The organism is Mesorhizobium sp. M8A.F.Ca.ET.181.01.1.1, from assembly GCF_004792025.1.
In the GTDB taxonomy this organism is placed as follows: domain Bacteria; phylum Pseudomonadota; class Alphaproteobacteria; order Rhizobiales; family Rhizobiaceae; genus Mesorhizobium.
Genome location: NZ_SRTV01000002.1, coordinates 800,210 through 822,317, shown reverse-complemented (window position 1 = coordinate 822,317; position 22,108 = coordinate 800,210). Strand labels below are relative to the sequence as shown.

Here is a 22,108-nt window from a genome sequence, read left to right as displayed (position 1 = left end):
TCGGTCTCCGAATCGTCTCAGGCTGGAAACCCTAGGAGACGGACCGCCCAGGAAGCAATGGCGAGCACGACGATGCCCAGGGCCAGCGACCAGGCAATAGCGGTGCAGCCACATGACAGGAGCGCCACTATCGAAATGCGGTCCTGGCGCCGCGCATCGAGGGCTTCGTTGACCAGCATGAACGGCCCGGCACCGGCAGTGACAGCCAGCGAGCGCAGCACATGCGAGGGCGACACATAAGGCTCGGCGAAGGCGACCTTGCGACCCGATACCAGTTCCATTGTCGAGCCCGTCAGGCCGCAAACCGTCAGCCCGACGACAAAAGCGAACAGCAGGAGTTCCATCTGGGCCATATTAACCCTCCATTTACCATGAAATCGCACAGTCGTTTCAGAAAGGCTGCAAGAGCCGTGCCGTGCGATGTGTGCCGCCGCGGGGCACCCGGATGGTGATGGACGAGGACCGAAATGAAGCAGGCAGCGATCGCCGACGGCCCAGAACTCACCGTGGTCGATTCCAAGCTGATGAAGCGGGTGTTCTACGCGTTCGCGGCTCTGGCCTTGCTGTCGATAGCCATCAGCCTTGGCGGTAAATGGTTCGGCCGTTCCATTGCCATGGCCGGATACACCGACGACGCGACCGTGCGCGAGGTGGTGATCGGCCACAACATCATCACCGTGCCGGCCAATTTCATCAGGTTCGAGCCAGCCCGGCGCGACGGCATCGCCTCGCGCCTCGACCTCTATCTGCGCTATCCCCAGATGGACGGCTACAGCGAGGCGTCGCGCGATGATTTCAATCACGCCGGAGCCAACAGGAACATCATCTTCCTGTCCTTCGAGCAGCAGATGATGTCGCGCGACATGAGTGGCCGGTTCGCGCCAATCTACAGCGCGTTGATCGTCCAGCCCGGCATTCCAGGGCTTGGCGGCACGACGGTCTATGGGTTCAATGAAAAATCAGGCTACATGAACGAGGTGCTGGTCGTCGGCAAGCGCGCGGGCAAGGACCCCTTCGTGGCCCGCTGCCTCAGCGGTCCTAGCGCCAGCGAATCGCTGGCTCCTTGCGAGCGGGACATCCATGTCGGGGATGATCTCAGCCTTACCTACCGCTTCCCAAGGGAATTCCTCGGCGACTGGCAGACGCTGGACGCGGCGATCACGGCCGAGGCAGGGCTGCTCCTCAAGGCCAGACATTGACCGGCTGAAAGCGGGCCGGCCGCGCTCGACGCGGCCTGCCGTGGCATTGCGGGCTCAGGCCAGGTCGATGTCCAGGATCGCCATCGAGAAATTATAGTCGCCGTCGTCCTCGTCCTTGAAGACGATGCCGAGGAATTCGTCGCCGACATAGACCTCGGCCGAATCTTCCTTGCGTGGCCTTGCCTTGACCTCAAGCTTGGGGTTCTGGAAGACGCGCTTGAAATAGGCGTCCAGCTTTCTGATTTCGTCCGGCTTCAAAAGTCTTCTCCGATCATCGGGCTTGCTCGTTTGAACGGCGCTTCTGGCACGTCGACAATGGCGATGTAAAGGCAAGCCGGTCTTATTGCACCGGAAGCGGCAATGCCGCCGGGCAAATCGCAATCATGCGGGCACTGCCAGCAAATCAGATATCGAAACTGATCACGTGATCCATCTTCTGCGACGGCAGAAGCTGGTCCATCTGGCGCGAAGGCTGGTCGCAGCCGGTCTCACCGACCACGCGGGCCGGCACGCCGGCGACCGTCTTGTTGTGCGGCACAGGCGACAGCACCACCGATCCGGCGGCAATCTTGGAGCAATGGCCGATTTCGATGTTACCGAGAATCTTGGCGCCGGCGCCAATCAGCACGCCGTAGCGGATCTTGGGATGGCGGTCGCCGCCGGCCTTGCCAGTACCGCCCAGCGTCACGCCATGCAGGATCGACACGTCGTCCTCGATGACCGCAGTCTCGCCGACGACGAGGCCGGTGGCGTGATCGATAAAGATGCCCTTGCCGATGCGCGCGGCCGGATTGATATCGGTCTGGAAGACAGCGGACGAACGGCTCTGCAGGTAGAGCGCGAAATCCTTGCGCCCGTGGTTCCACAGCCAATGCGCCAGCCGATGGGTCTGGATGGCGTGAAAGCCCTTGAAGTAGAGCACCGGCATGATGAACCGGTCGCAAGCCGGGTCGCGGTCATAATAGGCCTGGATGTCGACGCGCACCGTGGTTGGCCAGTCCTTGTCGTCGGCGAGCATCGACTTGAAGGTCTGGCGGATGAGATCGGAGCCGATATCCTGATGGGCAAGCCGCTCCGCGATCCTGTGAATGACCGCCTCTTCCAGGCTTTCCTGGTTGAGGATCGTCGAATAGAGGAACGCGGCCAGCAGCGGGTCGCGGTTGACCGCTTCCATCGCTTCGTCGCGGATCGAACGCCAGATCGGATCGACCGGCTGCAACGCGCCGTGGCGGGAAATGCTGATGCTGTTCATCGACGTCTTATCCTGCGTCCTGCTAGTCTGCCTGCTTGTCCGGCCGCACATATAAGCCAGATCATAGCACGATTGAACTCAATTTTCCTTAGTGCTGTGTCAAATGGATTTGGTTCGCAGGAATTCAAGCAGCCATGGAAAACGAACCCTTGATCGACGACGCCCTGAAAACCGAGCTTTCTGTCCTCTACCATGCCGCCGGCCGCCATTACCACAACCTCGCCCATATCGAAGCGATGCTAACGCTGGCCGGCGACTATCGAACGCTTCTGGACGACCCCGAAGCCGTCGAAGCGGCGATCTGGTTCCACGACGCCATCTACGACAGCAGAGCCAAGGACAATGAGGCGCAAAGTGCCGCGCTTGCGGAGCAAAAGCTCGCCGGCCGCACCGATGCCGGGCGCCTGAGCCGCGTCAGCGCGATGATCCTCGCCACCGCCACGCACCAGTTGCCGCTGTTCGACGACGCAGCGGCGACGCGCGACGCCAGCCTGTTCCTCGATATGGACCTGTCGATCCTGGGCGCTGACGCAGTTGCGTTCGATGCCTATGAACGGGCGGTTCGCCGTGAATATGGCTGGGTTGAAGAGCCGATGTGGCGTGCTGGCCGCGGCGCGGTGCTTAAGACCTTCCTTGCCCGACCGCATATCTTCCACACGCAGGAGTTCCAGCAGCGCTTCGAGCCGCAGGCAAGGCTGAACATGGCGCGTTCGCTGCAGGCCTTGACCTAGCTTAGTTTCGGAATCCGAGGCGCTCGTCCCAGGAACCGGCGCCTCAAAGCGGATTTTCGGCGTAGAACTCCAGCACCCGCTGCTTGAAGGTCTTGTCCCCGACGGCCAGCATATGGTCGCGGCTCTCGATGTAGAAGGCCCTGGCGTTGGGCATCAGCGCCGCGAGCTCGTCCGGCGATCCACCAATGTCGTCGATGGTACCGACCGCGATCAGCGTCGGCTGTGCGATGCGGGCGATGTCGTCCTCACCAAGCAATTCCCGCGACGTGGCGATGCAGGCGGCAAGCGCCTGGCGGTCGCTGCGGGTCTGGTCGGCGAAGGCGCGAAAAGCGCGGCCGCGCGGATGGGTGGTCGCGGACGGATCCTCGGCAAGAAGGGCGGCGGCGATCGGATCCCAATCGCCGACCCCATCGATCATGCCGATGCCGAGGCCGCCAAAGACCAGCGTCGCCACCTTGTCCGGATCGGACAGCGCCAGGAAGGCCGCGATGCGCGCGCCCATCGAATAGCCCATGACATGGGCCCGCTCGATACCGAGATGATCGAGCAGGGCTGCCGCGTCCGAAGCCATTTTCGCGGGCGTATAATCGGCCTCGTCGTAACTCTTGGATGACGCGCCGTGGCCGCGATTGTCGAAGGCGATGGCGCGATAACCGGCATCGTTGAGCGTCTTGAACCAGCCGGGCGACACCCAGTTGACATAGTGGCTCGAAGCAAAGCCATGAATCATCAGCACCGGATCGCCCGCGCCCGAGGCCGGCTGGCGGTCGAGGAAGGCAAGATCGAACCCGTCATGGGAAAAAAACTGCATGGGAGGTGATCCCCGGCTCAGTCGGAGTCGACGTTCGGAGAATCGCCCTTGTCGGCGGGCGGCATGCCAGGACCCGATGCCGTGCCGATTGCCGGATGGCGCAGCAGATCGCCGTCCGCGATGCCGTCCCTGGCGGCAGTGCCGGCCTTGAGTTCGAGCACGAAGCGGACCGGCTCGCCCGGCGACACGATCGCCTCGGATTGCGGCTCACCCTGCTTGATCGCGCGGATCCTGCCGTCCTGGCCGACAAAGATCAAATCGAGCGCCATCGGCGTGTTCTTCATCCAGAAACTGACGTCGCGCATCTCGTCGAAGACGAACAGCATGCCATGATTGGCGGCCATGTCCTCGCGAAACATCAGGCCGGCTTCCCGCTCGGCCTCGGTATCGGCGACTTCGATCGAGAAGGAGCGTTTGCCATTCTTGGTCACGGCAACCAGCGGCGCGGAATCAACTGGAAGGATCATCGCCCGGCCATCGGCCGCGCTGGGTACCTGGAAATAGAAGAATGCGGCGGCGGCGACCATGACGGCAGCCACGGCGCACATCACGCCCGCCGTCAGCCCGTTCCTGTGTGTCATATGAAATCCTCGGCCGGTTCGCCCTAGTGCGAGACCGGCAAGGTGCCCATATCGGGGTGAATTTCGGCGGCCATAAGGCCTTTGTCACCGCGGCCGAAACGGACAAGCACGACCTGCCCCGGCCGAAGCTCGGTGATGCCGTAGCGCCGCAAGGTCTCCATATGGACGAAAATGTCCTCGGTCCCCTCGCCGCGCGTCAGGAAGCCAAACCCCTTGGTGCGGTTGAACCATTTGACCAAAGCGCGTTCGAGCCCGCTCTCCGGCGTCACCGCGACATGGGTGCGCTGTTCCTGCATTTCCGCGGGATGGACGGCGGTGGTGACATCCATGGAAAGCACACGGAAGGCCTGCAGCCCGCGCTCGCCTTGCTTCACAAGACAGACCACGCGTGCGCCTTCCAAGGCTGTCTGGAAGCCGTCCCGTCGAAGACATGTCACGTGGAGGAGGATATCGCCCGAAACACCGTCATCGGGAAGGATGAAGCCATATCCCTTGGCCACATCGAACCACTTGATGGCACCGGCGATTTCGGCCAAGTCGGCGGCGTCGCCGCCTTCGTCGCGCGTCAAGGCGTCGCCAAGGGTATTGGCCCGCCCGGTCAAAGAGGCCTTTTCCCCCATAAGAATGCCCCCTTTATTCAAGAACACCGCAACTGATTCTTGATACCAGATTAACACCGCGGCTTCCGGTGTGTGCAAGAGCTGACGTGCCTTTTTTCACGGTTCATTGCGGGAATACCGGATTTGTTCTTTGCCGGCGCCGCCTGACGCCGGACGATTGCCCTTTGACCGGGCCGACCCTATGTTGCGCGCGACCCAACAGATCGAGGAAAACACATGCGCTATCTGCACACCATGGTCCGCGTCGCCGATGTCGAAGCCTCGCTCGATTTCTACTGCAACAAGCTCGGGCTGAAGGAAGTTCGCCGCTATGAAAACGAGCAGGGCCGCTTCACGCTGATCTTCCTGGCGGCGTCCGAGGACGAGCAGAGTGGCATCGCCGACAAGGCGCCGCTGGTCGAACTCACCTACAACTGGGATCCTGAAGACTACAAGGGCGGGCGCAATTTCGGCCACCTCGCCTACGAGGTAGACGACATCTACGCGACCTGCCAGCGACTGATGGACAATGGCGTCACCATCAACCGGCCGCCGCGCGACGGCAACATGGCCTTTATCAGGTCGCCGGACGGCATCTCCATCGAGCTTCTGCAGAAAGGCCCCGCCAAGGCCAAGGCGGAACCGTGGGCATCGATGGCAAACACCGGAAGCTGGTAATCGATCACCTTTTCGAGTGGCCGGCGGCCACTCCCATGGTGTTTCGCGTGGCTGTGCCTATCTATCCGGCTATGGCGCCTTCAGCGAAAAGCGGCGCCACGTCACGAGATTGAGCTTCGGAGAACCCCTTTCATGCCGACCAGCCATGCCAATGTCGCCACGGCGCACGCGAGCCGCTATCTGCAGCAGTTGTGCAAACATTGGGCGCACAAGTTTCCCGTCGAGTTCGACCCCAACCACGGCGTCATCGACCTTTCACTCGGCCGCACGATCATGGACGCCGACGGGGCAGCGCTGCACATCACGGTATCGACCGACGAAGCCGCTTCGATCGAGCGGCTCGAAAGCGTCGTTGCCGACCACATCAAGCGCTTTGCGTTCCGCGAAGAACTGGCCTTCGACTGGAAACGCGCCGAGGCGGCGTAGTTCTTTCTGCGTGTCGCCGCCGCGCATTTCCGGCGAGACGCATGGCTCAATCGCTATCGGACTTGCGCGCCATCTCCAGCAGCGCCAGCACCGAGCGCCAATTCCGGGCCGTGCCCGGCACTTTCAACGTGCGTGGAATGAGGTTGGCGAACACCGATTTGCCAAGCCCGTCCGGCGCGCTGAGATAAAGGACGTCGCCCTTGACCTCGAAGCGCTCGGGCCCGATGCATTTTTCGGCCAGCCGCGCCACCTCATCGGCGGTCGGCTCACGCTCCAGCGCGTAGGCATGGAGCTTCGTGTGGTCGGCGGCCGCTTCCGGATAGGGATTTTCGCGCACCAGCCGTTCGAACCATCCGAAATCGCGCACCATGATGCGCGAATGGAAACCCCATTTTGCCTCGAAAGCCGCCTCGATTCGCTTGGTCAGCGCCGCCGCGTCGCCCTTGTCGGACCGGAATACGGCATTGCCGCTCTGCACATAGGTGGAGACGGCGGAAAAGCCGAGATCCTCGAAGAACGACCGCAGCTCGGCCATCTTGACGATGCGGTTGCCGCCGACATTGATGCCGGAAAACAGGGCGATGAAGACCTTTCCGCTCATATGATGAAACCCGCCAGTGTTTCGTTGTCGGTGATGTCCTGATACTGGACGCCCTCGGCCTCGAAATTCGCCTTGAGCAGATCGAAATTGCGGCGATCCTTGGTTTCGATGCCGATCAGAACCGAGCCGAAGTTGCGCGCCGACTTCTTCAGATATTCAAAGCGCGCGATGTCGTCATCCGGACCCAGCATTTCGAGGAAGTCGCGCAAAGCGCCCGGCCGCTGCGGGAAGCGGATGATGAAGTACTTCTTCAGGCCTTCGAAGCGCAGCGCCCGTTCCTTGACATCCGGCAACCGCTCGAAATCGAAATTGCCGCCTGACACCACAGCGACAATGGTCTTGCCCCGGATTTCCTTCCTCGAAAAATCCTTCAGCGCATCGATCGCCAACGCGCCGGCGGGTTCCAGGACAACGCCTTCGATGTTGAGCATCTCGATCATGGTCGCGCAGAGCCGGTTTTCCGGGATCAGCCGCACGCTGTCGGCGGCAAACTCCTTGAGATAGCGCAAAGGTTCGCGGCCGATCTCGGCGACCGCCGCGCCGTCGACGAAGTTGTCGACCTTGGCGAGCCTCAGCCGTTTTCCGGCCGCAAGGCTCTCGCGCAGGCTCGGCGCGCCGGCCGGCTCGCAAAAGACGAAACGCGCATCGCGGCCCTGATCGGCGAAATAGTGCGTCACCCCGGCAGCCAGACCGCCGCCACCCACCGGCAGCATGACGATGTCGGGCATGCGCCCGCCCGACATCTGGTCCGCGATCTCATAGGCAACCGTCGCCTGCCCCTCGATGATGTCCTTGTGGTCGAAGGGCGGCACCATGTGGGCACCGGAGCTTTCGGTGAATTCGAAGGCGGCGCGGTAGCAGTCGTCGAAAAAATCACCGACCAGCCTGATCTCGACGAAGTCGCCGCCAAACAGCCTGGTCTTGTCGATCTTCTGCTGTGGGGTCGTCACTGGCATGAACACGACGCCCTTCTTGCCGAAATGGCGGCAGACAAAGGCAAAGCCCTGCGCATGATTGCCGGCGGATGCACAGACAAACAGCTCGGCCTGGTTGCCTTCGCCAAGCGCCTTGCGGAAGAAATTGAACGCGCCACGGATCTTGTAGGACCGCACGGGGCTCAAATCCTCGCGCTTCAACAGCACCCGCGCGCCAGTCTTTTTCGACAGATAGTCATTTTCCTGCAGCGGTGTCTGCGGGAAGATCTGGCGGATCGCGGAGGCGGCGGTGGCGACGCGCGCGGAAAAGCTGGTCATGGCAAGATCATCCCGGATCGCCCGCTGGCGAGTTAGACAATAACCCTATTACACATCCGGAACCCTATTACACATCCAGCTCCGCAAGACCATTGCCCGGTCGAGCCCGTGCCTGCAACGGCGCCTTCCCGAAATGCTTGCAAGCACTTGCGAATGTTTGTTCACGCTTTTTGATCGAGCCTAGCCGGGCATCGTTGGACGCCCGAAGTCGACATCCGGCGGGATGCAGGCCCCTGCCTTCCGCCACGTTGCGGCCTTCCTGCCGCTTTGGCTTTCGCGCAACACTGCGATGACCGTCACGAGGCGCCGACCGCATTTTGGCTGGACATGACTTACTTCCGCCGCACTTCGCCTGCTGGGGAGATATCGCGGAGGGTGGATGGCCCTTTTTGGGCTCGATCGGAATTTTTGACGTGCATTTGAAGACGATTTGCATTCTAGCGCTCGCCTTGCTGGTGGCAGGCTGCGGCGGCCGCAAAACCGAGGAACTGCTCGGCAGCGCGGTCATGTCCGCGCCGGTGACGGAAATCGCGGGCAACCACTCGATCTTCATCGCCACGACGCGCAAGAAATCCGACGATCCCAACAAGGTTTTCGACGGCGAACGCTCGGCGACGCTGAACTACGCCCGCGTCAACGTCACCGTTCCGGGAGTCCACACGACCGGCCAGATCGAGCGTCGCTCACGCGGCAAGTCGGATGATCCGGCCAAATATTTCATGGCTTCCGAGGTCGTCGGCTACGATACCCAACCGAAATTCTCCAGCGCGCTCAACGCCGACATCGCGGCGCGCGGCGGCCGGGTGATGGTCTTCGTCCATGGCTACAACACCGGTTTCGACGACGCCGTCTATCGCCTGACCCAGATCGTGCATGATTCCGGCTATCCCGGGACACCGGTGTTGTTTTCCTGGGCCTCGGGTGCCAAGACCACCGACTATGTCTATGACAAGGAAAGCGCCAGCGCCGCCCGCGACCAGCTCGAAGTGACCCTGCGAATGCTGCAGCAGTCCGGTGCGCGGCGCATCGACATTGTCGCCCATTCGATGGGGACCTGGGTGACAATGGAAACGCTGCGCCAGATGGCCATCAGCGGCGACCGTGATCTCGGTGGCAAGCTTGGCGACGTGGTGCTGGCCTCTCCCGACATCGATGTCGACGTGTTCAAGAGCCAGATGCGCCGCTACGGCAAGCCCGACAAGCCGTTCATCCTGCTGTTGTCGGACGATGACCGGGCGCTCAGGCTCTCCGGCCTGATCGCCGGTTCGCGGCCGCGCGTCGGCGATTACAAGGATGCCGCGGATCTTGCTTCCTACGGCGTGACGGTCGTGGATCTCTCGAAGGTCAAGGGCAGCGACAGCTTCAACCATACGAAATTCGCCGACAATCCGGCCCTGGTGAAGATGATCGGCCAGCGGCTGCGCGAGGACGATGGTTTCGCCAGCGATCGGGACGTGACCGACCGCATCAGCCTGCTTGGGCAGTAGATGCGGCGCAGCGGATTTCACCGTGCACCATTGCCGAGCTTTGAACTGGACCGCGCCGGCCTCTGGCCTTATCGGAATAGTCAGTGACGTCATGCGTTTGACGTCCCCCGCTGCGGGAGCCGACGTGTGACTGTGCGTTTGAAGGGTTTGCTCGTCCTCGCATTTGCGCTCGCCATCGGCGGCTGCGCCGGCCCTACGCATGACCTCCTCAACAAGACCACCATCGCCGCACCGGCTTCGGACATCGCGGCCACGCATGAGATTTTTGTTGCGACGACGCGCCAGAAGGCAACGAAGGATCCGCGGCAGGTGTTCGATAGCGATCGTTCCCTGACCACCAGCTATGCCCGTGTCGACGTCACGGTTCCGAAGAGCCATCAGGTCGGCGCCATCGAGCGCGCCAAGGGGACCGCCAACAGCAACCCGGCCAAGGACTTCACAGCCAAGGATGTCACCTACTATGAAGGCGCGCCGCAATTCGCCAAGGCGGTCGGCGCCGACATCACCATGCGCGGCGACCGCGCACTGGTCTTCGTGCATGGCTTCAACAATGGTTTCGACGACGGCATCTACCGGCTGACGCAGATCGCCCACGACACGAAATATCCGGGTACCCCGGTGCTGTTCTCATGGGCCTCGAGCGCCAAGACAACAGGGTATCTCTACGACAGGGACAGTGCCAATGCCGCGCGCGACGACCTCGAGGCAACGCTCAGGATGCTTGCCAAGACTCGGGTCAAGAGCATCGACATCATCGCCCATTCAATGGGCACCTGGTTGACGATGGAGGCGCTGCGCCAACTCGCCATCACCGGCGACCGGGATCTCGGCGGCAAGCTCGGCTATGTCATCTTGGCCTCGCCGGACATCGATGTCGACGTGTTCAAGAAGCAGATGATCCGCTACGGCAAACCTACCAAGCCCTTCGCCATCCTGCTTTCAGGCGACGATCGGGCCCTGAAGCTGTCGTCCCTCATTTCTGGCGACAAGCCGCGAGTCGGCGATTACGGCAATGCGGCGGACCTCGCCTCCTATGGCGTGGCCGTGGTCGACCTGACCAAGACGAAGGGCGGCGACGGCGGCCTCAACCACGCCAAATTCGCCGACAACCCGTTCCTGGTGCAATTGCTCGGGAACAGGTTGCGCACGCCTGCCGGCCTGGCCGCGGACGAGGACCCGGCACAGCTTAGCAATATCGGTCAGGGTCTCGGAAAGGTCGTCGGCTCCGCCGCCGAAGTCATCATCACGACGCCGTTCAAGGTGCTGACCATCGCCACCGGCGGGTAGACAGCCAAGAGCGGACGGCTGGCCTCAGACGAACAGATCGACTTTCTGGAACGTCGTCACGTCGATCAGCCCGACGTCGGAAATCCTCAGCTCGGGAATGACGACCAGCGCCAGCAGCGAGTGCTGCATGTAGGCGTTGTTGAGGGAGCAGCCCATCTTGCGCATCGCCTCGGTCAGTTTCTCAGCCTTGGCGGCGACGATCTCGGCGCGCTCGTCCGACATCAGCCCGGCGATCGGCATTTCGACCAGTGCCAGTTCCTTGCCTCTGGAGAACAGCACGACGCCGCCGCCGACTTCTCCCAGCCGATTCACGGCCAGCGCCATGTCCTGCTTGTTGGTGCCAACGCAGATGATGTGATGGGCGTCATGGGCGACACTGGAGGCCATGGCACAGTCGGCCATGTAACCGAAACCGGAGACGAAGGCATTGGTGACACCGCCCGTGCCCTTGTGCCGCTCGACCAGCGCGATCTGGCATATGTCGTTGCGGCGATCCATGGCGACCAGCCCATCCTCGACTGGCAGATCGGCCTCCAGTGCGCGCGTGGGTGCCTGGTTCTCGATGACGCCGATCACCCGCACCCGCACTTCGTTGGCGCCCTTGGGTGCCGCGATATCGAAATCGCCGGCCTTCAGTTTCTTGCCGAGCTTGACGGTGTTCTTCGCCGTCTTCGGATAATCATAGGCCGGAATATCGATGTCGAGCTTGCCGCCCTTGGCCAGCCTGACGCCGCGCGCATAGACCTCGTCAATGCTCATTGCGGTGAGATCGGAGACGATCAGCAGGTCGGCCAACCGCCCCGGCGCGATCGAACCGATCTCGCGTTCCAGCTTGAAATGCTGGGCGGTGTTGAGCGTCGCCATCTGGATCGCGGTCACCGGTTTCAGCCCCTGTTGGATGGTGTGGCGCACCACCCGGTCCATGTGGCCTTCATGGACCAGCGTGCCGGAATGGCTATCGTCGGTGCACAGGATGAAATTGCGCGGATCGATGCCGCTCTCCGTCACCGCCTTGATCTGCGAGGCAACATCGTACCAGGCCGAGCCCAGCCTGAGCATCGCCTTCATGCCCTGGCGCACGCGGGCGATGGCGTCCTCGGCGCGCGTGCCCTCGTGGTCATCCTCGGGTCCGCCGGCGACATAGCCGTGGAACGGCAGACCAAGATCGCGCGAGGCATAGTGGCCGCCGACCGTCTTGCCAGCCTTGACCGTCGCGGCGATCTCGCCCGACATCACCGGATCGTTGGCGGCGACGCCAGGGAAATTCATCACCTCGCCAAGTCCGATGATGTTTTCCCAGGTCATCGCTTCAGCGACATCGGCGACCGTCAGCTCGGCGCCGGCATGTTCAAGCCCGGGCGCCGAGGGCACACAGGACGGCATCTGCACATGCACGTTGATGGGCATGGCCACCGCCTCGTCATGCATCAGCCGCACGCCCGGCAGGCCCAGCACATTGGCGATCTCGTGCGGATCGATGAACATCGAGGTGGTGCCGTGCGGGATGACGGCGCGGCAGAATTCGGTGACCGTCACCATGCCGCTCTCGACATGCATGTGCGCGTCGCAAAGGCCGGGCACGAGATAGCGTCCGCCTGCGTCGACCACCTTGGTGCCCTGCCCGATCGTGTGGCTGGCATTCGGCCCGCAATAGGCGAAGCGGCCGCCTGATATGGCGATGTCGGTGCCGGCGATGATCTCGCCCGAATGGACGTTCACCCAGCGCCCGTTGCGGATCACGAGATCGGCGGGTTTGCGGCCCATCGCGACATCGACCAGATCGGTCGCCATTTCGGTCCACGGTTTGGGTTTCGTCGCACGGGCGGGCGGCTTCCTGGCCATCAAAGACTCCTGTTTGCCCGACTGTGCCAAGCCGACGGCGTTTTGGCCAGCGAGGAAGCGTGGATTTGCCCGGAGATTGCCGGATCGGCGCCGAAGCCGACCTCAACTATTCCTCGATCGACGGCACGGTGGAATTCGGCGGGCCCGGAAATGTCGTAGGCGATTGATCGTGTGCTGGTCTACGGCATAGGCGGCGTCGCCCTCGCCGGCGTCGAGACGTCGCAAGATGCGGGCACCGCCTTCTCAGACACACGCACCACCGTCGGCTGGACCGTCGGTGTCGACGTCGATTACGCGCCGACCGACAAGTTCTGAGCGTCGCCACCGCGTTGCTCAACAAGCTGCGCGCAGACCGATCTTGCCGGAAGTGGGGGGCGGCCGGCGTCCCCAGTGGGCGGGGGAATGGGTTGGGCCTGAGAGGCGCCGGCCATGGCGGATCAAGTCCGCCGCGCAGATATTTACCGATGCCCACGGCGCGGATAATTCCGTGATCGCGCCAGTATCGTTGCGCGATCTCCTCTGGGTTGCGTGTTCAGGCACCGCAGAACACGACTTGACGGGCTGTGTCTGGCATCTGAAAAGGGCTGGGCTGCGGACGTGGCGGAATTGGTAGACGCAAGGGACTTAAAATACGGCTCCGGCAATCCCGATGTGTCCGTAAAGGTCCCGACCAGCTCGGTTTTTCGGTAATTGTCTAATCTCGATAGCCGCTTGCGTACCTCTACGTCCCTGCCCCTCATCGCCCGTCCGGTGCCAATTGCGGTGCCAATTTTTTCCTGCGAGTATCTGCATGAGGCGCATCAGCGGGTTGCGATAGCACCGATGCCGGTGGCGAGGGAAGGGGTTTGGACAAGCAAAGACATAATCCCCAAAGTCATCGCGACAGGGTTTCAGAATTGGCAGACTGTTGCCTGCGCGGCCATACTTGTTGGGTGTCGCCCAGGCGCCCGCTCCGCGCCTTTTCCGCAAGCCCGCGCTTCTGTTGCCTGCGGCATATGCGCGGCCTTGTCAGTATTTCGATTGCTCCCGGCGTGGCATTTGTCGCATTCTATTTGTTGCGCCTGGTCGTGAGCGCATCGCCCAGGTCGTGCTTGTCGGGATCCTTCAGGTTTTCGCCCGCTGCGTCACGATCTTCAGCCGGATCATCCTTCGCCGGCAAATAACCGCGAGGACGGTTTTCCGGCGGGCCTTCCCAGCGTGGCTTCTGATCGGTGCTGCCGGGAGGGCCATTGTCGCGTGAGGTCATATAATCTCCCTAGATTGTGGAGATCTGGATTGGTCAACCGTGTTTGACTTGCCTGGTCGACGGCCCGCATCTCCTGGAACGGGATGCTGCCCAACCAGCCACCGAGCGAGTTGTTCCAATCGCAGGCCAGATAATCAGCATCCACATTCCGACAACGAGGTATCGACAGGGGAGACTTGCCGCTGCTAGGCCCAGCCGGTCGCGCTCTTGAAGGAACAAGCTAGCCGACGCTAAACTCGACCTCTCGAAGCATGTCGGAGACGGTGATGAACGGTGGAGCAAAAGAGGGCTTGCCCGCCTGCGCCGAACGCTGGGCGCTCGCCCTGACCGAGCGCAGGAGCGTCACCGGGAGCGAGGATGAAGCATCGTTCGGGCCATGGCTTGCCGGCAAACTTCGCCAAGAGACAGCCTTTCGCCATGCGGAAATCTGGACGATCGAGGTCGAGCCCGGAGACGGCCGACACTGCGTGGCGATGCTGCTGCGCGGAGGTGGCCGGGCCACTGTGGTGCTGACGGGACATTACGACACCGTCACGACGCGCGACTATGGCGAGCTTGAGGAACTCGCGACCCGGCCGGGCCTGCTCACGCCTGCGCTCGGCAAGACCCTGGCCACAGCCGAGACGGCCGCCGCCCGACGCGCACGCGTCGATTTTGCCTCCGGAGAGTTTCTCGCCGGACGCGGTCTGCTCGACATGAAGGCGGGCCTTGCCGCGGGATTGGCCGTCTGCACGCAATTCGCGGAGAGCATCAATCCGGCGGGGAACATCTTCTTCCTCGCCGTACCCGATGAAGAGAACAACTCGGCCGGCGCGCGCAGGGCGGCGCAGGCTCTTCCTACCATCGCCGACGAATGCCAACTGGAATTTGCGGCCGCGATCAATCTCGATGCGATCGCGGACGATGGCGACGGCAGTAAGGGGCGAATCATCGCGCTGGGCACTGTGGGCAAGCTGCTGCCGACGGCTTATGTTGTCGGCGTTCCCGCCCATAGCGGTTTTCCGCTGAATGGCTTGAATGCCGCGACGCTGGCTGCCGCGATAGCCACGCGTGTGGAATGGGCGCCGGAGCTGACCGATCAGTCCCGGTCGGAGCCCGGCACGCCGGCGAGCCTGCTCAGCATTCGCGACGGCAAGGCCGGCTATGACGTGACGACACCGGCAAGCGCCTATGCCAGCTTCAATGTACTGAGCTATCGCAGGACACCCGGCGAGGTGTTCGACCGGTTCGAACAGCTTTGCGCACAAGCGGCTTCGACTTGCCTGGGCGCTCTCAAACAGCGGCTCGGCCCGGGTAACGAGCCGGCCGCTATCGACGCAGTCGACAACATTGCCCTATACCGTTACGAGGCTGTCGCTGACCGCCTCGATGGGAAAGCCATATCCAGGGTTGGCGCACTGGGCGCGTCGCTCGCGGCCAGTGAACTTTCGCTACCTGAACAATGCCGGCTTGTCATCGAAGAGGCATGGCGGCTGAGCCGTTTGTCAGGTCCGGCGGTGGTCATAGGCTTTGGCTCCATACCTTACCTGCCAACGAACCTGTCGCAGACCCCCGCAGCCAGAAGGCTGCGCGCGATTGCCGGCGACATTGCCGCCAACGCAGACGGACTCTACGGCTGTACGATTGCTTGCGCCGATTATTTCGCCGGCATCTCCGATATGAGCTTCTTTGGTGAAGCGGCAGAATCCTCGCTCGATGTGGTCGCCCGCAACACGCCTATGTGGAGCGACGGGGTGCGCTGGCCCGCGCACCGAGGCCTTGCCAATATCCCGACGATCAATATCGGCCCGTGGGGGCGTGATTATCACACGCCGCTCGAACGGCTGCACACTGGGTATGCGTTCAGCGTCCTGCCACGTGTTCTCAGCCAAACCTGCAGGGCCCTGCTTAACGCGGAGTGACGCAGCCCCGCCTCATATCCCTGCGTGGGCAAGGGCACAGGCCGGTTCCCGCCCGAGTTCAGGGCTTGGCTGGCTGCGTGGGCTGGGTGCCTTGCTGATCCCCGCCGGAGCTCGTCTGAGGCGTCGGATTGCTGTCGACTTTCGGATTTTTGTCGACAGGCTGACTGTTCACCGTATCGGTCTTGGACTTGGCCGGATCCGCGCTGTTCTCATTGCACCCAGCCAACGCGAAGAGCGCCGCAATTAGCAGAATCGTTCTCATTTCAAGTCCTCCTGACCTGCTTTCGGCACCACGTCGGACCAACGTCCCGTGCGGTCGAAGCGAACCGACAGGCCCTGTTTCATTGCCTTCCTGGCCAGCATGAGGTCGAGTTCCGCATCATTGACGGGGCTGCGCATGACCGACCGGATGACATTGCAAGCCAGTTCCGTCGAGACGAAGTCACAGGTTTTGCTTCTGGCGACGACATACTGCTCGATCAGTATATCAACGCGCCTGAGGGCGATGTCTTGCGCATACTGCATCCGCGGCTCCCTTTGCCGCCGAACTGTCGGCCACGAAGGTTGTTCCACCTTGCCCGAGAAAACTTGTCGACCGGGAGCGCGTCGTCGGACGCGGGCAACCGACCACGGAACAATCCTGGCTTGGGATGGTTGGGGGCGGCGGTCAGGAGCGGAGGATATGATGACGGCAACTAAACTCGCGGTGGTAACCGGGGCCTCAAGCGGCATCGGCAAGGAACTTGCCAAGCTCTGCTCGAAGGCCGGTTATAACCTTGTCATCGCGGCCGATGAGCCGGCGATCAAGCAGGCGGCAGAGGCGCTGTCTTCGCACGACGTGGCGGTCGAGGCGCTTGAGGTCGACCTGGCAACCGTGGAGGGCGCCGACAGATTGGTGTCGCGGATCGGAAATCGGGATATCGACCTGCTCTTTCTGAATGCGGGGCGCGGCCTGGGTCACGGCTTCGTCGACCAGGACTGGAACAAGATCCGTCGCATCGTCGACACCAATATCACCGGAACAATTTATCTGGCCCATCAACTGGCCGCGAGGATGGCCAGGCGCGGACGCGGGCGTATTCTGTTTACCGGATCGATCGCCGGCTTCATGCCGGGCACGTTCCAGGCAGTCTACAACGGCACCAAGGCGTTCATCGATTCTTTCGCCATCGCGCTACGGCACGAATTGAAGGACACCGGCGTCACCGTGACGGTGCTGATGCCCGGTGCGACGCAGACTCGGTTCTTCGAACGTGCCGAAATGATGGACACCAAGGTCGGCACCGACGAGAAGGACAATCCGGCCGACGTCGCGCGCGCCGGCTATGACGCGTTGCTGGCGGGCGAGGAACAGGTCATCAGCGGCTGGAGGAACAAGCTCCAGGTGGCAGCCGCCCATGTCACCCCGGCTGGCACCCTGGCTGAACAGCACCGCAAGATGGCCGAACCGGGATCGGCTCCGAAAGGCTGACTTGTCGACGACACGCCGAGGCCGTCGGCCGACACCCGGGCGGCCCCGCATCTTTCCACATCCACCGGCCGACGCGATCGCATCGGCCCTTCCAGCCCAGGGAGCAACATGATGAAAGCCCTCACATGGCACGGCAAAGGCGATATACGCTGCGAACAGGTAGCCGACCCGGCAATCGAGGACGACCGCGACGTTATCATCAAGGTGACGTGTTGCGCCATATGCGGATCGGACCTGCATCTCATGAACGGCTATATGCCGACCATGAAGTCGGGCGACGTGCTCGGCCATGAAACCATGGGTGAAGTGGTCGAAGTCGGCAAGGGCCATTCGAAGTTCAGGAAAGGCGACCGCATCGTGGTGCCTTTCAACATTTCCTGCGGCGAGTGCTGGTTTTGCAAAAGCGGGCTGTTCTCGCTGTGCGACAACTCCAATCCCAATGCCAAGGAGGCGGCCAAGGTGATGGGACAGTCGCCGGCCGGCCTGTTCGGATACTCGCATCTGGTCGGCGGCTACTGGGGTGGCCAAGCCGAGTATCTGCGCGTTCCGTTCGCCGATGTCGGCCCCATCAAAGTGCCCGACGGGTTGGATGACGAGCAAGTGCTGTTCTTGTCCGACATCTTTCCGACCGGCTATATGGCGGCTGAGAATGCCGGCATCGAGCCGGGCGACACGGTGGCGATCTGGGGCTGCGGTCCAGTCGGCCAATTCGCCATCCAAAGCGCATGGATGCTCGGCGCCGGTCGTGTCATCGCCATCGACAAGGTTCCCGAGCGGCTCGCCATGGCCCGCGACCACGGCAGGGCCGAGACGCTCGATTTCAGCAATTCCGACATCTATGACGCCCTGATGGCGATGACCGGCGGTCGTGGCCCGGACCGCTGCATCGATTGCGTCGGTACCGAATCCGATCCGGGCGCCAGCTTCGACGCCATGGTCGACAAAGTGAAGGCAGCCGTCTATCTCGGCACCGACAGACCGCATGTGCTGCGCGAGGCGATCTACTGCTGCCGCAAGGGCGGTACGGTCTCCGTTCCCGGCGTCTATGTCGGACTTCTCGACCATATCCCGTTTGGCGCCGCCATGAACAAGGGGCTCACCTTCCGGATGGGTCAGACACATACGCAGCGCTACCTGGAACCGCTCCTGGCCAAGGTTCAGGAGGGCGAGATCGATCCCTCCTTCGTCATCACCCACAGGGCGGATCTCGACGCCGGTCCCGACCTCTACAAGACCTTCCGCGACAAGCAGGATGGCTGCATCAAGGTGGTAATGCGGCCTCATGGCTGAGACTGAACCAGCCTTTCCACCCAAGAATGACCTGATGCCGCAAAACCCGCCATCCGGTCGCCAAGTGCCAGCGGCTTTCCATCGCGGAGGGGACGAAACCGATACCGACGCCGGAGCCCGCCGGTGGCCCCAAGACCGTCGGCCCCTACCCTATAGTCAACACCACACGACAATCCCGCTGCCAATCGCAACATCGGCCGAAAGCGTCAGGCCGGCGCCACGCCGCGACCGACGGATGAACCGATTGACTGACACTTCCGGCCCCGAGGATACCGATACCTTGGAAGCCATCCCGGGCAACGCCGCCTAACGGCGACGACCTGAAACCCTCTGCCTCGGCCGCGGCGCCGGGCGACGGAACAAGCTGGGACCAAATCCGTTGTGCCGAGGACGGACGGTGTTCAGTGACCAAGCGTTTGACCGAAAGAAAGCCGGTTACGGCGACAGGTTTGGGCTCGGTGTCGACCAGGCGCCTGCAGGCCGCGCAGGATGAACGGTCTTGCCAAACAGGCAACGTCCGTTCTTGATCAAAGAAAGGATAGTGGGGTGCGCAATCTGCGAGGCGTGCGGCTTCTTATCGTCGAGGATGAATGGTTGCTGGCCGACGACCTTGCACGCTATTTCAGCAATATGGGCGCGGTGATTCTGGGCCCGGCGGCCACGCTCGAACAGGCCGCGATACATACGCAGACGGCCGAGGCGGCGATCCTGGATATCGACATCAACGGCCGCCGGGTATCCCCTATCGCAGACCAATTGCTCCGGCGGGGCGTGCCCTTCGTGTTCTTCAGCGGCGTAGGCGATATCACCATTCCTGAGCATCTGCGTTGTGCCAGCAATCTTTGGAAATCCTCCACCAGCAAGGAAGTCTCCAATGCCTTGTTCCCGCCGTTCTCGCGCGACGACGACAAGCCGACCTCTCCCGACGACGTGTTCGCGCTTCTGCCCAAGCTGAGGCTGGCGGCGCGTTTGCTACTCGCAGACGTCAACGCTTCCGATCGACTGGTCGAGAGGACGCTCGAATTGGCGCTCCGCGATATCGACCAAAGGCAGGCCGGGCTCTCCACCGAGGATTGGCTGAACCGCGTCATGCACAATGTAGTCAGTTCCGGCGGTGCCGGCCTTCTGAACTGAGGCTGCAATGCCGCGACGCGCTACCGATCTATCCGTGCGCCGCGGACCGAGGCTGTCGCTCTAATACGGTCACGCTTGACGAATTTTTTGAAGCGGCTGGTCTTACCGGCGCCGGTCTTGGCCCGATGAAGAAACGCCAGATCATGTCCTCGAAGATACGAAAGAACTCTTCCCATTCGATAGCTACGAATGATTCTTCCGGTTCGCCGAAATCGATGCTTAGAACGCCACCTTCTCGCCGGCCGCGCACCCGGCTGGCCTACCTTTCCGCTCCTCTGCCTATTTGCGGATGTCGTCATGTCGATTGTCGTCTGCGCTTCGGACATAGGAGGTCTCCTGTCGATTTCGGTGCCGCCACGTTCTGCCTTCCCCGTGGCGTCGAGGGTGCCTAACACCATCCCGACGGCGGTGTTCCAGGAACAATTGCGACCGGCATCCGTTGGTGGCCATCAGCGATTGAGAGGTCCCGCATGGTTGCGCCACGAGCCGCTTGGAAAGGTTTTTTGAAGGTCGGATCCGTCACCTGTGGCGTGAAGATAATTGGCGCCACCAGCGAGGCCTCCAGGATCCATTTCAAGATACTCAATCGCAAGGACGGGCTGCCGGTCAAAAGTGCCTATGTCGATGAAGCAACCGGGGAGGCCGTTGATGCCGAGGATCAAGTGAAGGGTTTCGAAATCGACACTGACGACTACGTCCGCATCGAGCCTGACGAGATCAAGAAGCTGAAGCTTACCTCAGCCCATACATTGGAGGTCGGCGAATTTGTCGAGTTGGGCGATATCGACACACGCTACCTTGAAAAGCCCTATTACCTGATCCCTGCGGACGGCGCGGCGGCCGAGGCCTTTGAAGTGATCCGCAAGGCCATGGAAAAGAAAAGGGTCGCTGCCCGCTCTTGTGTGGTCCTCTATCAGCGCGGTCGTGAAGTCCTGATCCAGCCCTTCGGCAAAGGCATGCTTCTGACCGAGTTGCGCAGCGACAGCGAAGTAATCTCCGAGCAAAGCGTTTTCAAGGAGATCAAGAAAGTCGAATACGATTCCGACCTTACCGAAATCGCCAGCCTGCTTATCGAAAAGAAAGTGACCAGGTTCGATCCCTCGAAATTTGAAGACACTTACGAAGATGCGCTGATCGCGATGATCGAAGCCAAGCGCAAAGGCGAAGCGCCGCCAAAATCCGCTCCCCGGCCAAAGGAGAACGTCGTCAACCTTGCCGAGATATTGCGCAAGAGCCTAGCGCAGGAGGGCAGCGGGTCGCGGAAGGGCAAAGCTACCGCCTCCAAGAAGAGATCGGCCTAGTTGCCACCATCAATCGTAGCCGCGGATGTAGGTCGTTCGCGCATGCCGGACCTCCTTGCAAAGCGGGACGCGTGCCGTCACACTGGACGCGAAGAGATCGACATTCCTCAGAGGCGACGATGCCCCGCTCGAGCCAGACCACCCCTCCCACTGGTATCTTGGTGGATTTGAAAATCGCTTCACTCCTGACCGCGATCGAACAGGAGAAGGTACCCGATCGGTTGATCCGACTTGCCGTCGAATTGCAGAACGCGCTTGTCGAAAAGCGGCGGCGGGAATTGACAAACTGATCCACGGGGAACTCGGCCCTTGGACAATCGCTGGATAATCCCATCAGGGATGATGGTCGGTGCCGAGATCAAGCTGTCCGTCCGACAAATGTGCTCGCCGTTCCACCAGTGTCTTGAGTGACCTTTCGCCGAGTGATTCCAGCACGCCGGCGCGCGCCCGATTGAGCCGGCTTTTGACCGTCCCGATCGCGCAGCCGCATATATCGGCGGCTTCCTCATAACTAAACCCCAGCACTCCGATCAGCATCAGGATCTCACGCTGATGTTCGGGCAGCTGCTGAATGGCACGGTGAACCTCCCTGCTCTGGACGGACCATTCCTGCGTGGCTTCCGAAATCGGGCGTAAGGACGCGCAATCGAGGAGACCGGGCGCCTCCCGGACGGCGGCTTTTATTCGGGTGTAATACGTGTTGCGCATGATGGTGAAGAGCCACGACTTCATGCGTGTTCCGGGTTCGAATTTGTCGGTATTGGCAAGCCCCTTAGTCAGTGTCTCCTGCAAAAGGTCGTCGGCGTCATCGGGGACACGGCAGAAGGTTCGCGCGAAAGCCCGGAGGGCGGGTATAAGATCGACGATGGAATTCTCTTCGTTCGGCTTGTTGACCAACGCATAGCGTCCGGATGACAACGATCCAACTCCCAAACAGTACGAGTGTGAATGCAGCCTAAGCTTAATGCGCGGCTGTTTGGTTCGTTCCGCCACGCCTTAAGCTCCGGCGAATAATGTC

25 protein-coding genes and 1 pseudogene are annotated in these 22,108 nt (G+C 61.9%); 12 read left to right on the top strand and 14 right to left on the bottom strand.

Annotated elements, in window-relative coordinates:
* Positions 1 to 17: 17 nt before the first annotated feature.
* The gene (locus tag EN824_RS12390) at positions 18 to 353 is read right to left on the bottom strand and encodes a hypothetical protein (protein ID WP_135918657.1); all 336 of its coding nucleotides are present in this window, start codon (positions 351 to 353) and stop codon (positions 18 to 20) included.
* A 114-nt stretch (positions 354 to 467) separates the two neighbouring features.
* Between EN824_RS12390 and EN824_RS12385 the strand changes: the two genes are divergently transcribed.
* Positions 468 to 1,199 carry a hypothetical protein gene (locus EN824_RS12385; RefSeq protein ID WP_127869423.1) on the top strand — a complete coding sequence of 244 codons (732 nt, stop codon included), beginning with the start codon at positions 468 to 470 and terminating at the stop codon, positions 1,197 to 1,199.
* Between the two features lie 54 nt (positions 1,200 to 1,253).
* Here the strand turns inward: EN824_RS12385 and EN824_RS12380 are convergent, their stop codons facing one another.
* Both EN824_RS12380 and cysE read right to left on the bottom strand, forming a co-directional pair.
* Positions 1,254 to 1,457, bottom strand: a complete 204-nt coding sequence (locus EN824_RS12380; RefSeq protein WP_006200852.1) for a DUF3126 family protein — start codon at positions 1,455 to 1,457, stop codon at positions 1,254 to 1,256.
* A gap of 145 nt (positions 1,458 to 1,602) precedes the next feature.
* Positions 1,603 to 2,451, bottom strand: coding sequence for a serine O-acetyltransferase (gene cysE, locus EN824_RS12375; RefSeq protein WP_127280041.1), 849 nt, complete (start codon positions 2,449 to 2,451; stop codon positions 1,603 to 1,605).
* A gap of 134 nt (positions 2,452 to 2,585) precedes the next feature.
* Between cysE and EN824_RS12370 the strand changes: the two genes are divergently transcribed.
* Positions 2,586 to 3,182, top strand: coding sequence for a hypothetical protein (locus tag EN824_RS12370; RefSeq protein ID WP_135880251.1), 597 nt, complete (start codon positions 2,586 to 2,588; stop codon positions 3,180 to 3,182).
* Between the two features lie 43 nt (positions 3,183 to 3,225).
* On the opposite strand, the gene EN824_RS12365 is transcribed toward EN824_RS12370, so the two are convergent.
* From EN824_RS12365 to EN824_RS12355, 3 genes are read right to left on the bottom strand one after another with little or no spacing between them, the layout of a single operon-like run.
* Positions 3,226 to 3,993, bottom strand: a complete 768-nt coding sequence (locus EN824_RS12365; protein ID WP_135864210.1) for an alpha/beta hydrolase — start codon at positions 3,991 to 3,993, stop codon at positions 3,226 to 3,228.
* A 17-nt stretch (positions 3,994 to 4,010) separates the two neighbouring features.
* Positions 4,011 to 4,574: a DUF192 domain-containing protein gene (locus tag EN824_RS12360; protein ID WP_135932329.1), complete on the bottom strand. Its 564-nt coding sequence runs from the start codon at positions 4,572 to 4,574 to the stop codon at positions 4,011 to 4,013.
* A 23-nt stretch (positions 4,575 to 4,597) separates the two neighbouring features.
* A complete protein-coding gene (locus EN824_RS12355; protein ID WP_127869719.1) occupies positions 4,598 to 5,194 on the bottom strand; it encodes a cold-shock protein in 597 nt (198 codons plus the stop codon).
* A gap of 216 nt (positions 5,195 to 5,410) precedes the next feature.
* On the opposite strand from EN824_RS12355, the gene gloA reads away from it, so the two are divergent.
* Positions 5,411 to 5,851, top strand: a complete 441-nt coding sequence (gene gloA / locus EN824_RS12350; RefSeq protein WP_135932328.1) for a lactoylglutathione lyase — start codon at positions 5,411 to 5,413, stop codon at positions 5,849 to 5,851.
* A 132-nt stretch (positions 5,852 to 5,983) separates the two neighbouring features.
* Positions 5,984 to 6,277 carry a DUF2218 domain-containing protein gene (locus tag EN824_RS12345; RefSeq protein ID WP_135880248.1) on the top strand — a complete coding sequence of 98 codons (294 nt, stop codon included), beginning with the start codon at positions 5,984 to 5,986 and terminating at the stop codon, positions 6,275 to 6,277.
* A 46-nt stretch (positions 6,278 to 6,323) separates the two neighbouring features.
* On the opposite strand, the gene EN824_RS12340 is transcribed toward EN824_RS12345, so the two are convergent.
* Positions 6,324 to 6,878, bottom strand: coding sequence for a DUF1697 domain-containing protein (locus tag EN824_RS12340; RefSeq protein ID WP_135880247.1), 555 nt, complete (start codon positions 6,876 to 6,878; stop codon positions 6,324 to 6,326).
* The gene (gene ilvA, locus EN824_RS12335) at positions 6,875 to 8,131 is read right to left on the bottom strand and encodes a threonine ammonia-lyase IlvA (protein ID WP_135918661.1); all 1,257 of its coding nucleotides are present in this window, start codon (positions 8,129 to 8,131) and stop codon (positions 6,875 to 6,877) included. The genes EN824_RS12340 and ilvA overlap by 4 nt, the downstream gene beginning before the upstream one ends.
* A 413-nt stretch (positions 8,132 to 8,544) precedes the next feature.
* On the opposite strand from ilvA, the gene EN824_RS12330 reads away from it, so the two are divergent.
* Positions 8,545 to 9,618: an alpha/beta hydrolase gene (locus EN824_RS12330; protein WP_135928791.1), complete on the top strand. Its 1,074-nt coding sequence runs from the start codon at positions 8,545 to 8,547 to the stop codon at positions 9,616 to 9,618.
* Between the two features lie 126 nt (positions 9,619 to 9,744).
* Positions 9,745 to 10,905, top strand: a complete 1,161-nt coding sequence (locus EN824_RS12325) for an alpha/beta hydrolase (protein ID WP_135932327.1) — start codon at positions 9,745 to 9,747, stop codon at positions 10,903 to 10,905.
* A 24-nt stretch (positions 10,906 to 10,929) separates the two neighbouring features.
* Here the strand turns inward: EN824_RS12325 and ade are convergent, their stop codons facing one another.
* Positions 10,930 to 12,747 carry an adenine deaminase gene (ade, locus tag EN824_RS12320; RefSeq protein WP_135932326.1) on the bottom strand — a complete coding sequence of 606 codons (1,818 nt, stop codon included), beginning with the start codon at positions 12,745 to 12,747 and terminating at the stop codon, positions 10,930 to 10,932.
* Between the two features lie 171 nt (positions 12,748 to 12,918).
* Here ade and EN824_RS35925 point away from each other — a divergent pair, with 171 nt between their 5' ends.
* A complete protein-coding gene (locus EN824_RS35925; RefSeq protein WP_245520698.1) occupies positions 12,919 to 13,062 on the top strand; it encodes a hypothetical protein in 144 nt (47 codons plus the stop codon).
* A 733-nt stretch (positions 13,063 to 13,795) separates the two neighbouring features.
* Here the strand turns inward: EN824_RS35925 and EN824_RS12310 are convergent.
* Positions 13,796 to 13,993: a hypothetical protein gene (locus EN824_RS12310; RefSeq protein WP_127280503.1), complete on the bottom strand. Its 198-nt coding sequence runs from the start codon at positions 13,991 to 13,993 to the stop codon at positions 13,796 to 13,798.
* Between the two features lie 266 nt (positions 13,994 to 14,259).
* On the opposite strand from EN824_RS12310, the gene EN824_RS12305 reads away from it, so the two are divergent.
* Positions 14,260 to 15,894: a M20/M25/M40 family metallo-hydrolase gene (locus EN824_RS12305; protein WP_189522166.1), complete on the top strand. Its 1,635-nt coding sequence runs from the start codon at positions 14,260 to 14,262 to the stop codon at positions 15,892 to 15,894.
* A 58-nt stretch (positions 15,895 to 15,952) separates the two neighbouring features.
* Here the strand turns inward: EN824_RS12305 and EN824_RS12300 are convergent, their stop codons facing one another.
* Both EN824_RS12300 and EN824_RS12295 read right to left on the bottom strand, forming a co-directional pair.
* On the bottom strand, positions 15,953 to 16,156 hold the full coding sequence (locus EN824_RS12300) for a hypothetical protein (RefSeq protein ID WP_135928796.1): 204 nt from the start codon (positions 16,154 to 16,156) through the stop codon (positions 15,953 to 15,955).
* The gene (locus EN824_RS12295; protein WP_135880241.1) at positions 16,153 to 16,419 is read right to left on the bottom strand and encodes a hypothetical protein; all 267 of its coding nucleotides are present in this window, start codon (positions 16,417 to 16,419) and stop codon (positions 16,153 to 16,155) included. The genes EN824_RS12300 and EN824_RS12295 overlap by 4 nt, the downstream gene beginning before the upstream one ends.
* Before the next feature lie 160 nt (positions 16,420 to 16,579).
* Between EN824_RS12295 and EN824_RS12290 the strand changes: the two genes are divergently transcribed.
* The 3 genes from EN824_RS12290 (at position 16,580) to EN824_RS12280 (ending at position 19,789) form a co-directional block, all read left to right on the top strand.
* The gene (locus tag EN824_RS12290) at positions 16,580 to 17,365 is read left to right on the top strand and encodes an SDR family NAD(P)-dependent oxidoreductase (RefSeq protein WP_135864196.1); all 786 of its coding nucleotides are present in this window, start codon (positions 16,580 to 16,582) and stop codon (positions 17,363 to 17,365) included.
* A gap of 111 nt (positions 17,366 to 17,476) precedes the next feature.
* Positions 17,477 to 18,655 (top strand): zinc-dependent alcohol dehydrogenase, encoded by a 1,179-nt coding sequence (locus tag EN824_RS12285; protein ID WP_127280007.1) that lies wholly within the window; start codon positions 17,477 to 17,479, stop codon positions 18,653 to 18,655.
* 489 nt (positions 18,656 to 19,144) lie between these two features.
* Complete coding sequence (locus tag EN824_RS12280) at positions 19,145 to 19,789, top strand: response regulator (protein ID WP_127869435.1); 645 nt, start codon at positions 19,145 to 19,147, stop codon at positions 19,787 to 19,789.
* Positions 19,790 to 19,809: 20 nt separating this feature from the next.
* On the opposite strand, the pseudogene EN824_RS35920 reads toward EN824_RS12280, so the two are convergent.
* Positions 19,810 to 20,080, bottom strand: a pseudogene (locus tag EN824_RS35920) (hypothetical protein).
* 179 nt (positions 20,081 to 20,259) lie between these two features.
* Here EN824_RS35920 and EN824_RS12270 point away from each other — a divergent pair.
* Positions 20,260 to 21,090, top strand: a complete 831-nt coding sequence (locus EN824_RS12270; RefSeq protein ID WP_127280005.1) for a Ku protein — start codon at positions 20,260 to 20,262, stop codon at positions 21,088 to 21,090.
* Between the two features lie 333 nt (positions 21,091 to 21,423).
* Here the strand turns inward: EN824_RS12270 and EN824_RS12265 are convergent, their stop codons facing one another.
* Positions 21,424 to 22,008 carry a sigma-70 family RNA polymerase sigma factor gene (locus EN824_RS12265; RefSeq protein ID WP_335930831.1) on the bottom strand — a complete coding sequence of 195 codons (585 nt, stop codon included), beginning with the start codon at positions 22,006 to 22,008 and terminating at the stop codon, positions 21,424 to 21,426.
* Positions 22,009 to 22,108 lie beyond the last annotated feature (100 nt).

Excerpts from the sequence above, each read along its gene's own strand:
- EN824_RS12390 (WP_135918657.1), bottom strand. The coding sequence starts at position 353 with ATGGCCCAGATGGAACTCCTGCTGTTCGCTTTTGTCGTCGGGCTGACG.
- EN824_RS12385 (WP_127869423.1), top strand. The coding sequence starts at position 468 with ATGAAGCAGGCAGCGATCGCCGACGGCCCAGAACTCACCGTGGTCGAT.
- cysE (WP_127280041.1), bottom strand. The coding sequence starts at position 2,451 with ATGAACAGCATCAGCATTTCCCGCCACGGCGCGTTGCAGCCGGTCGAT.
- EN824_RS12370 (WP_135880251.1), top strand. The coding sequence starts at position 2,586 with ATGGAAAACGAACCCTTGATCGACGACGCCCTGAAAACCGAGCTTTCT.
- EN824_RS12365 (WP_135864210.1), bottom strand. The coding sequence starts at position 3,993 with ATGCAGTTTTTTTCCCATGACGGGTTCGATCTTGCCTTCCTCGACCGC.
- EN824_RS12360 (WP_135932329.1), bottom strand. The coding sequence starts at position 4,574 with ATGACACACAGGAACGGGCTGACGGCGGGCGTGATGTGCGCCGTGGCT.
- EN824_RS12355 (WP_127869719.1), bottom strand. The coding sequence starts at position 5,194 with ATGGGGGAAAAGGCCTCTTTGACCGGGCGGGCCAATACCCTTGGCGAC.
- gloA (WP_135932328.1), top strand. The coding sequence starts at position 5,411 with ATGCGCTATCTGCACACCATGGTCCGCGTCGCCGATGTCGAAGCCTCG.
- EN824_RS12345 (WP_135880248.1), top strand. The coding sequence starts at position 5,984 with ATGCCGACCAGCCATGCCAATGTCGCCACGGCGCACGCGAGCCGCTAT.
- EN824_RS12340 (WP_135880247.1), bottom strand. The coding sequence starts at position 6,878 with ATGAGCGGAAAGGTCTTCATCGCCCTGTTTTCCGGCATCAATGTCGGC.
- ilvA (WP_135918661.1), bottom strand. The coding sequence starts at position 8,131 with ATGACCAGCTTTTCCGCGCGCGTCGCCACCGCCGCCTCCGCGATCCGC.
- ade (WP_135932326.1), bottom strand. The coding sequence starts at position 12,747 with ATGGCCAGGAAGCCGCCCGCCCGTGCGACGAAACCCAAACCGTGGACC.
- EN824_RS12310 (WP_127280503.1), bottom strand. The coding sequence starts at position 13,993 with ATGACCTCACGCGACAATGGCCCTCCCGGCAGCACCGATCAGAAGCCA.
- EN824_RS12305 (WP_189522166.1), top strand. The coding sequence starts at position 14,260 with ATGAACGGTGGAGCAAAAGAGGGCTTGCCCGCCTGCGCCGAACGCTGG.
- EN824_RS12300 (WP_135928796.1), bottom strand. The coding sequence starts at position 16,156 with ATGAGAACGATTCTGCTAATTGCGGCGCTCTTCGCGTTGGCTGGGTGC.
- EN824_RS12295 (WP_135880241.1), bottom strand. The coding sequence starts at position 16,419 with ATGCAGTATGCGCAAGACATCGCCCTCAGGCGCGTTGATATACTGATC.
- EN824_RS12290 (WP_135864196.1), top strand. The coding sequence starts at position 16,580 with ATGACGGCAACTAAACTCGCGGTGGTAACCGGGGCCTCAAGCGGCATC.
- EN824_RS12285 (WP_127280007.1), top strand. The coding sequence starts at position 17,477 with ATGAAAGCCCTCACATGGCACGGCAAAGGCGATATACGCTGCGAACAG.
- EN824_RS12280 (WP_127869435.1), top strand. The coding sequence starts at position 19,145 with ATGAACGGTCTTGCCAAACAGGCAACGTCCGTTCTTGATCAAAGAAAG.
- EN824_RS12270 (WP_127280005.1), top strand. The coding sequence starts at position 20,260 with ATGGTTGCGCCACGAGCCGCTTGGAAAGGTTTTTTGAAGGTCGGATCC.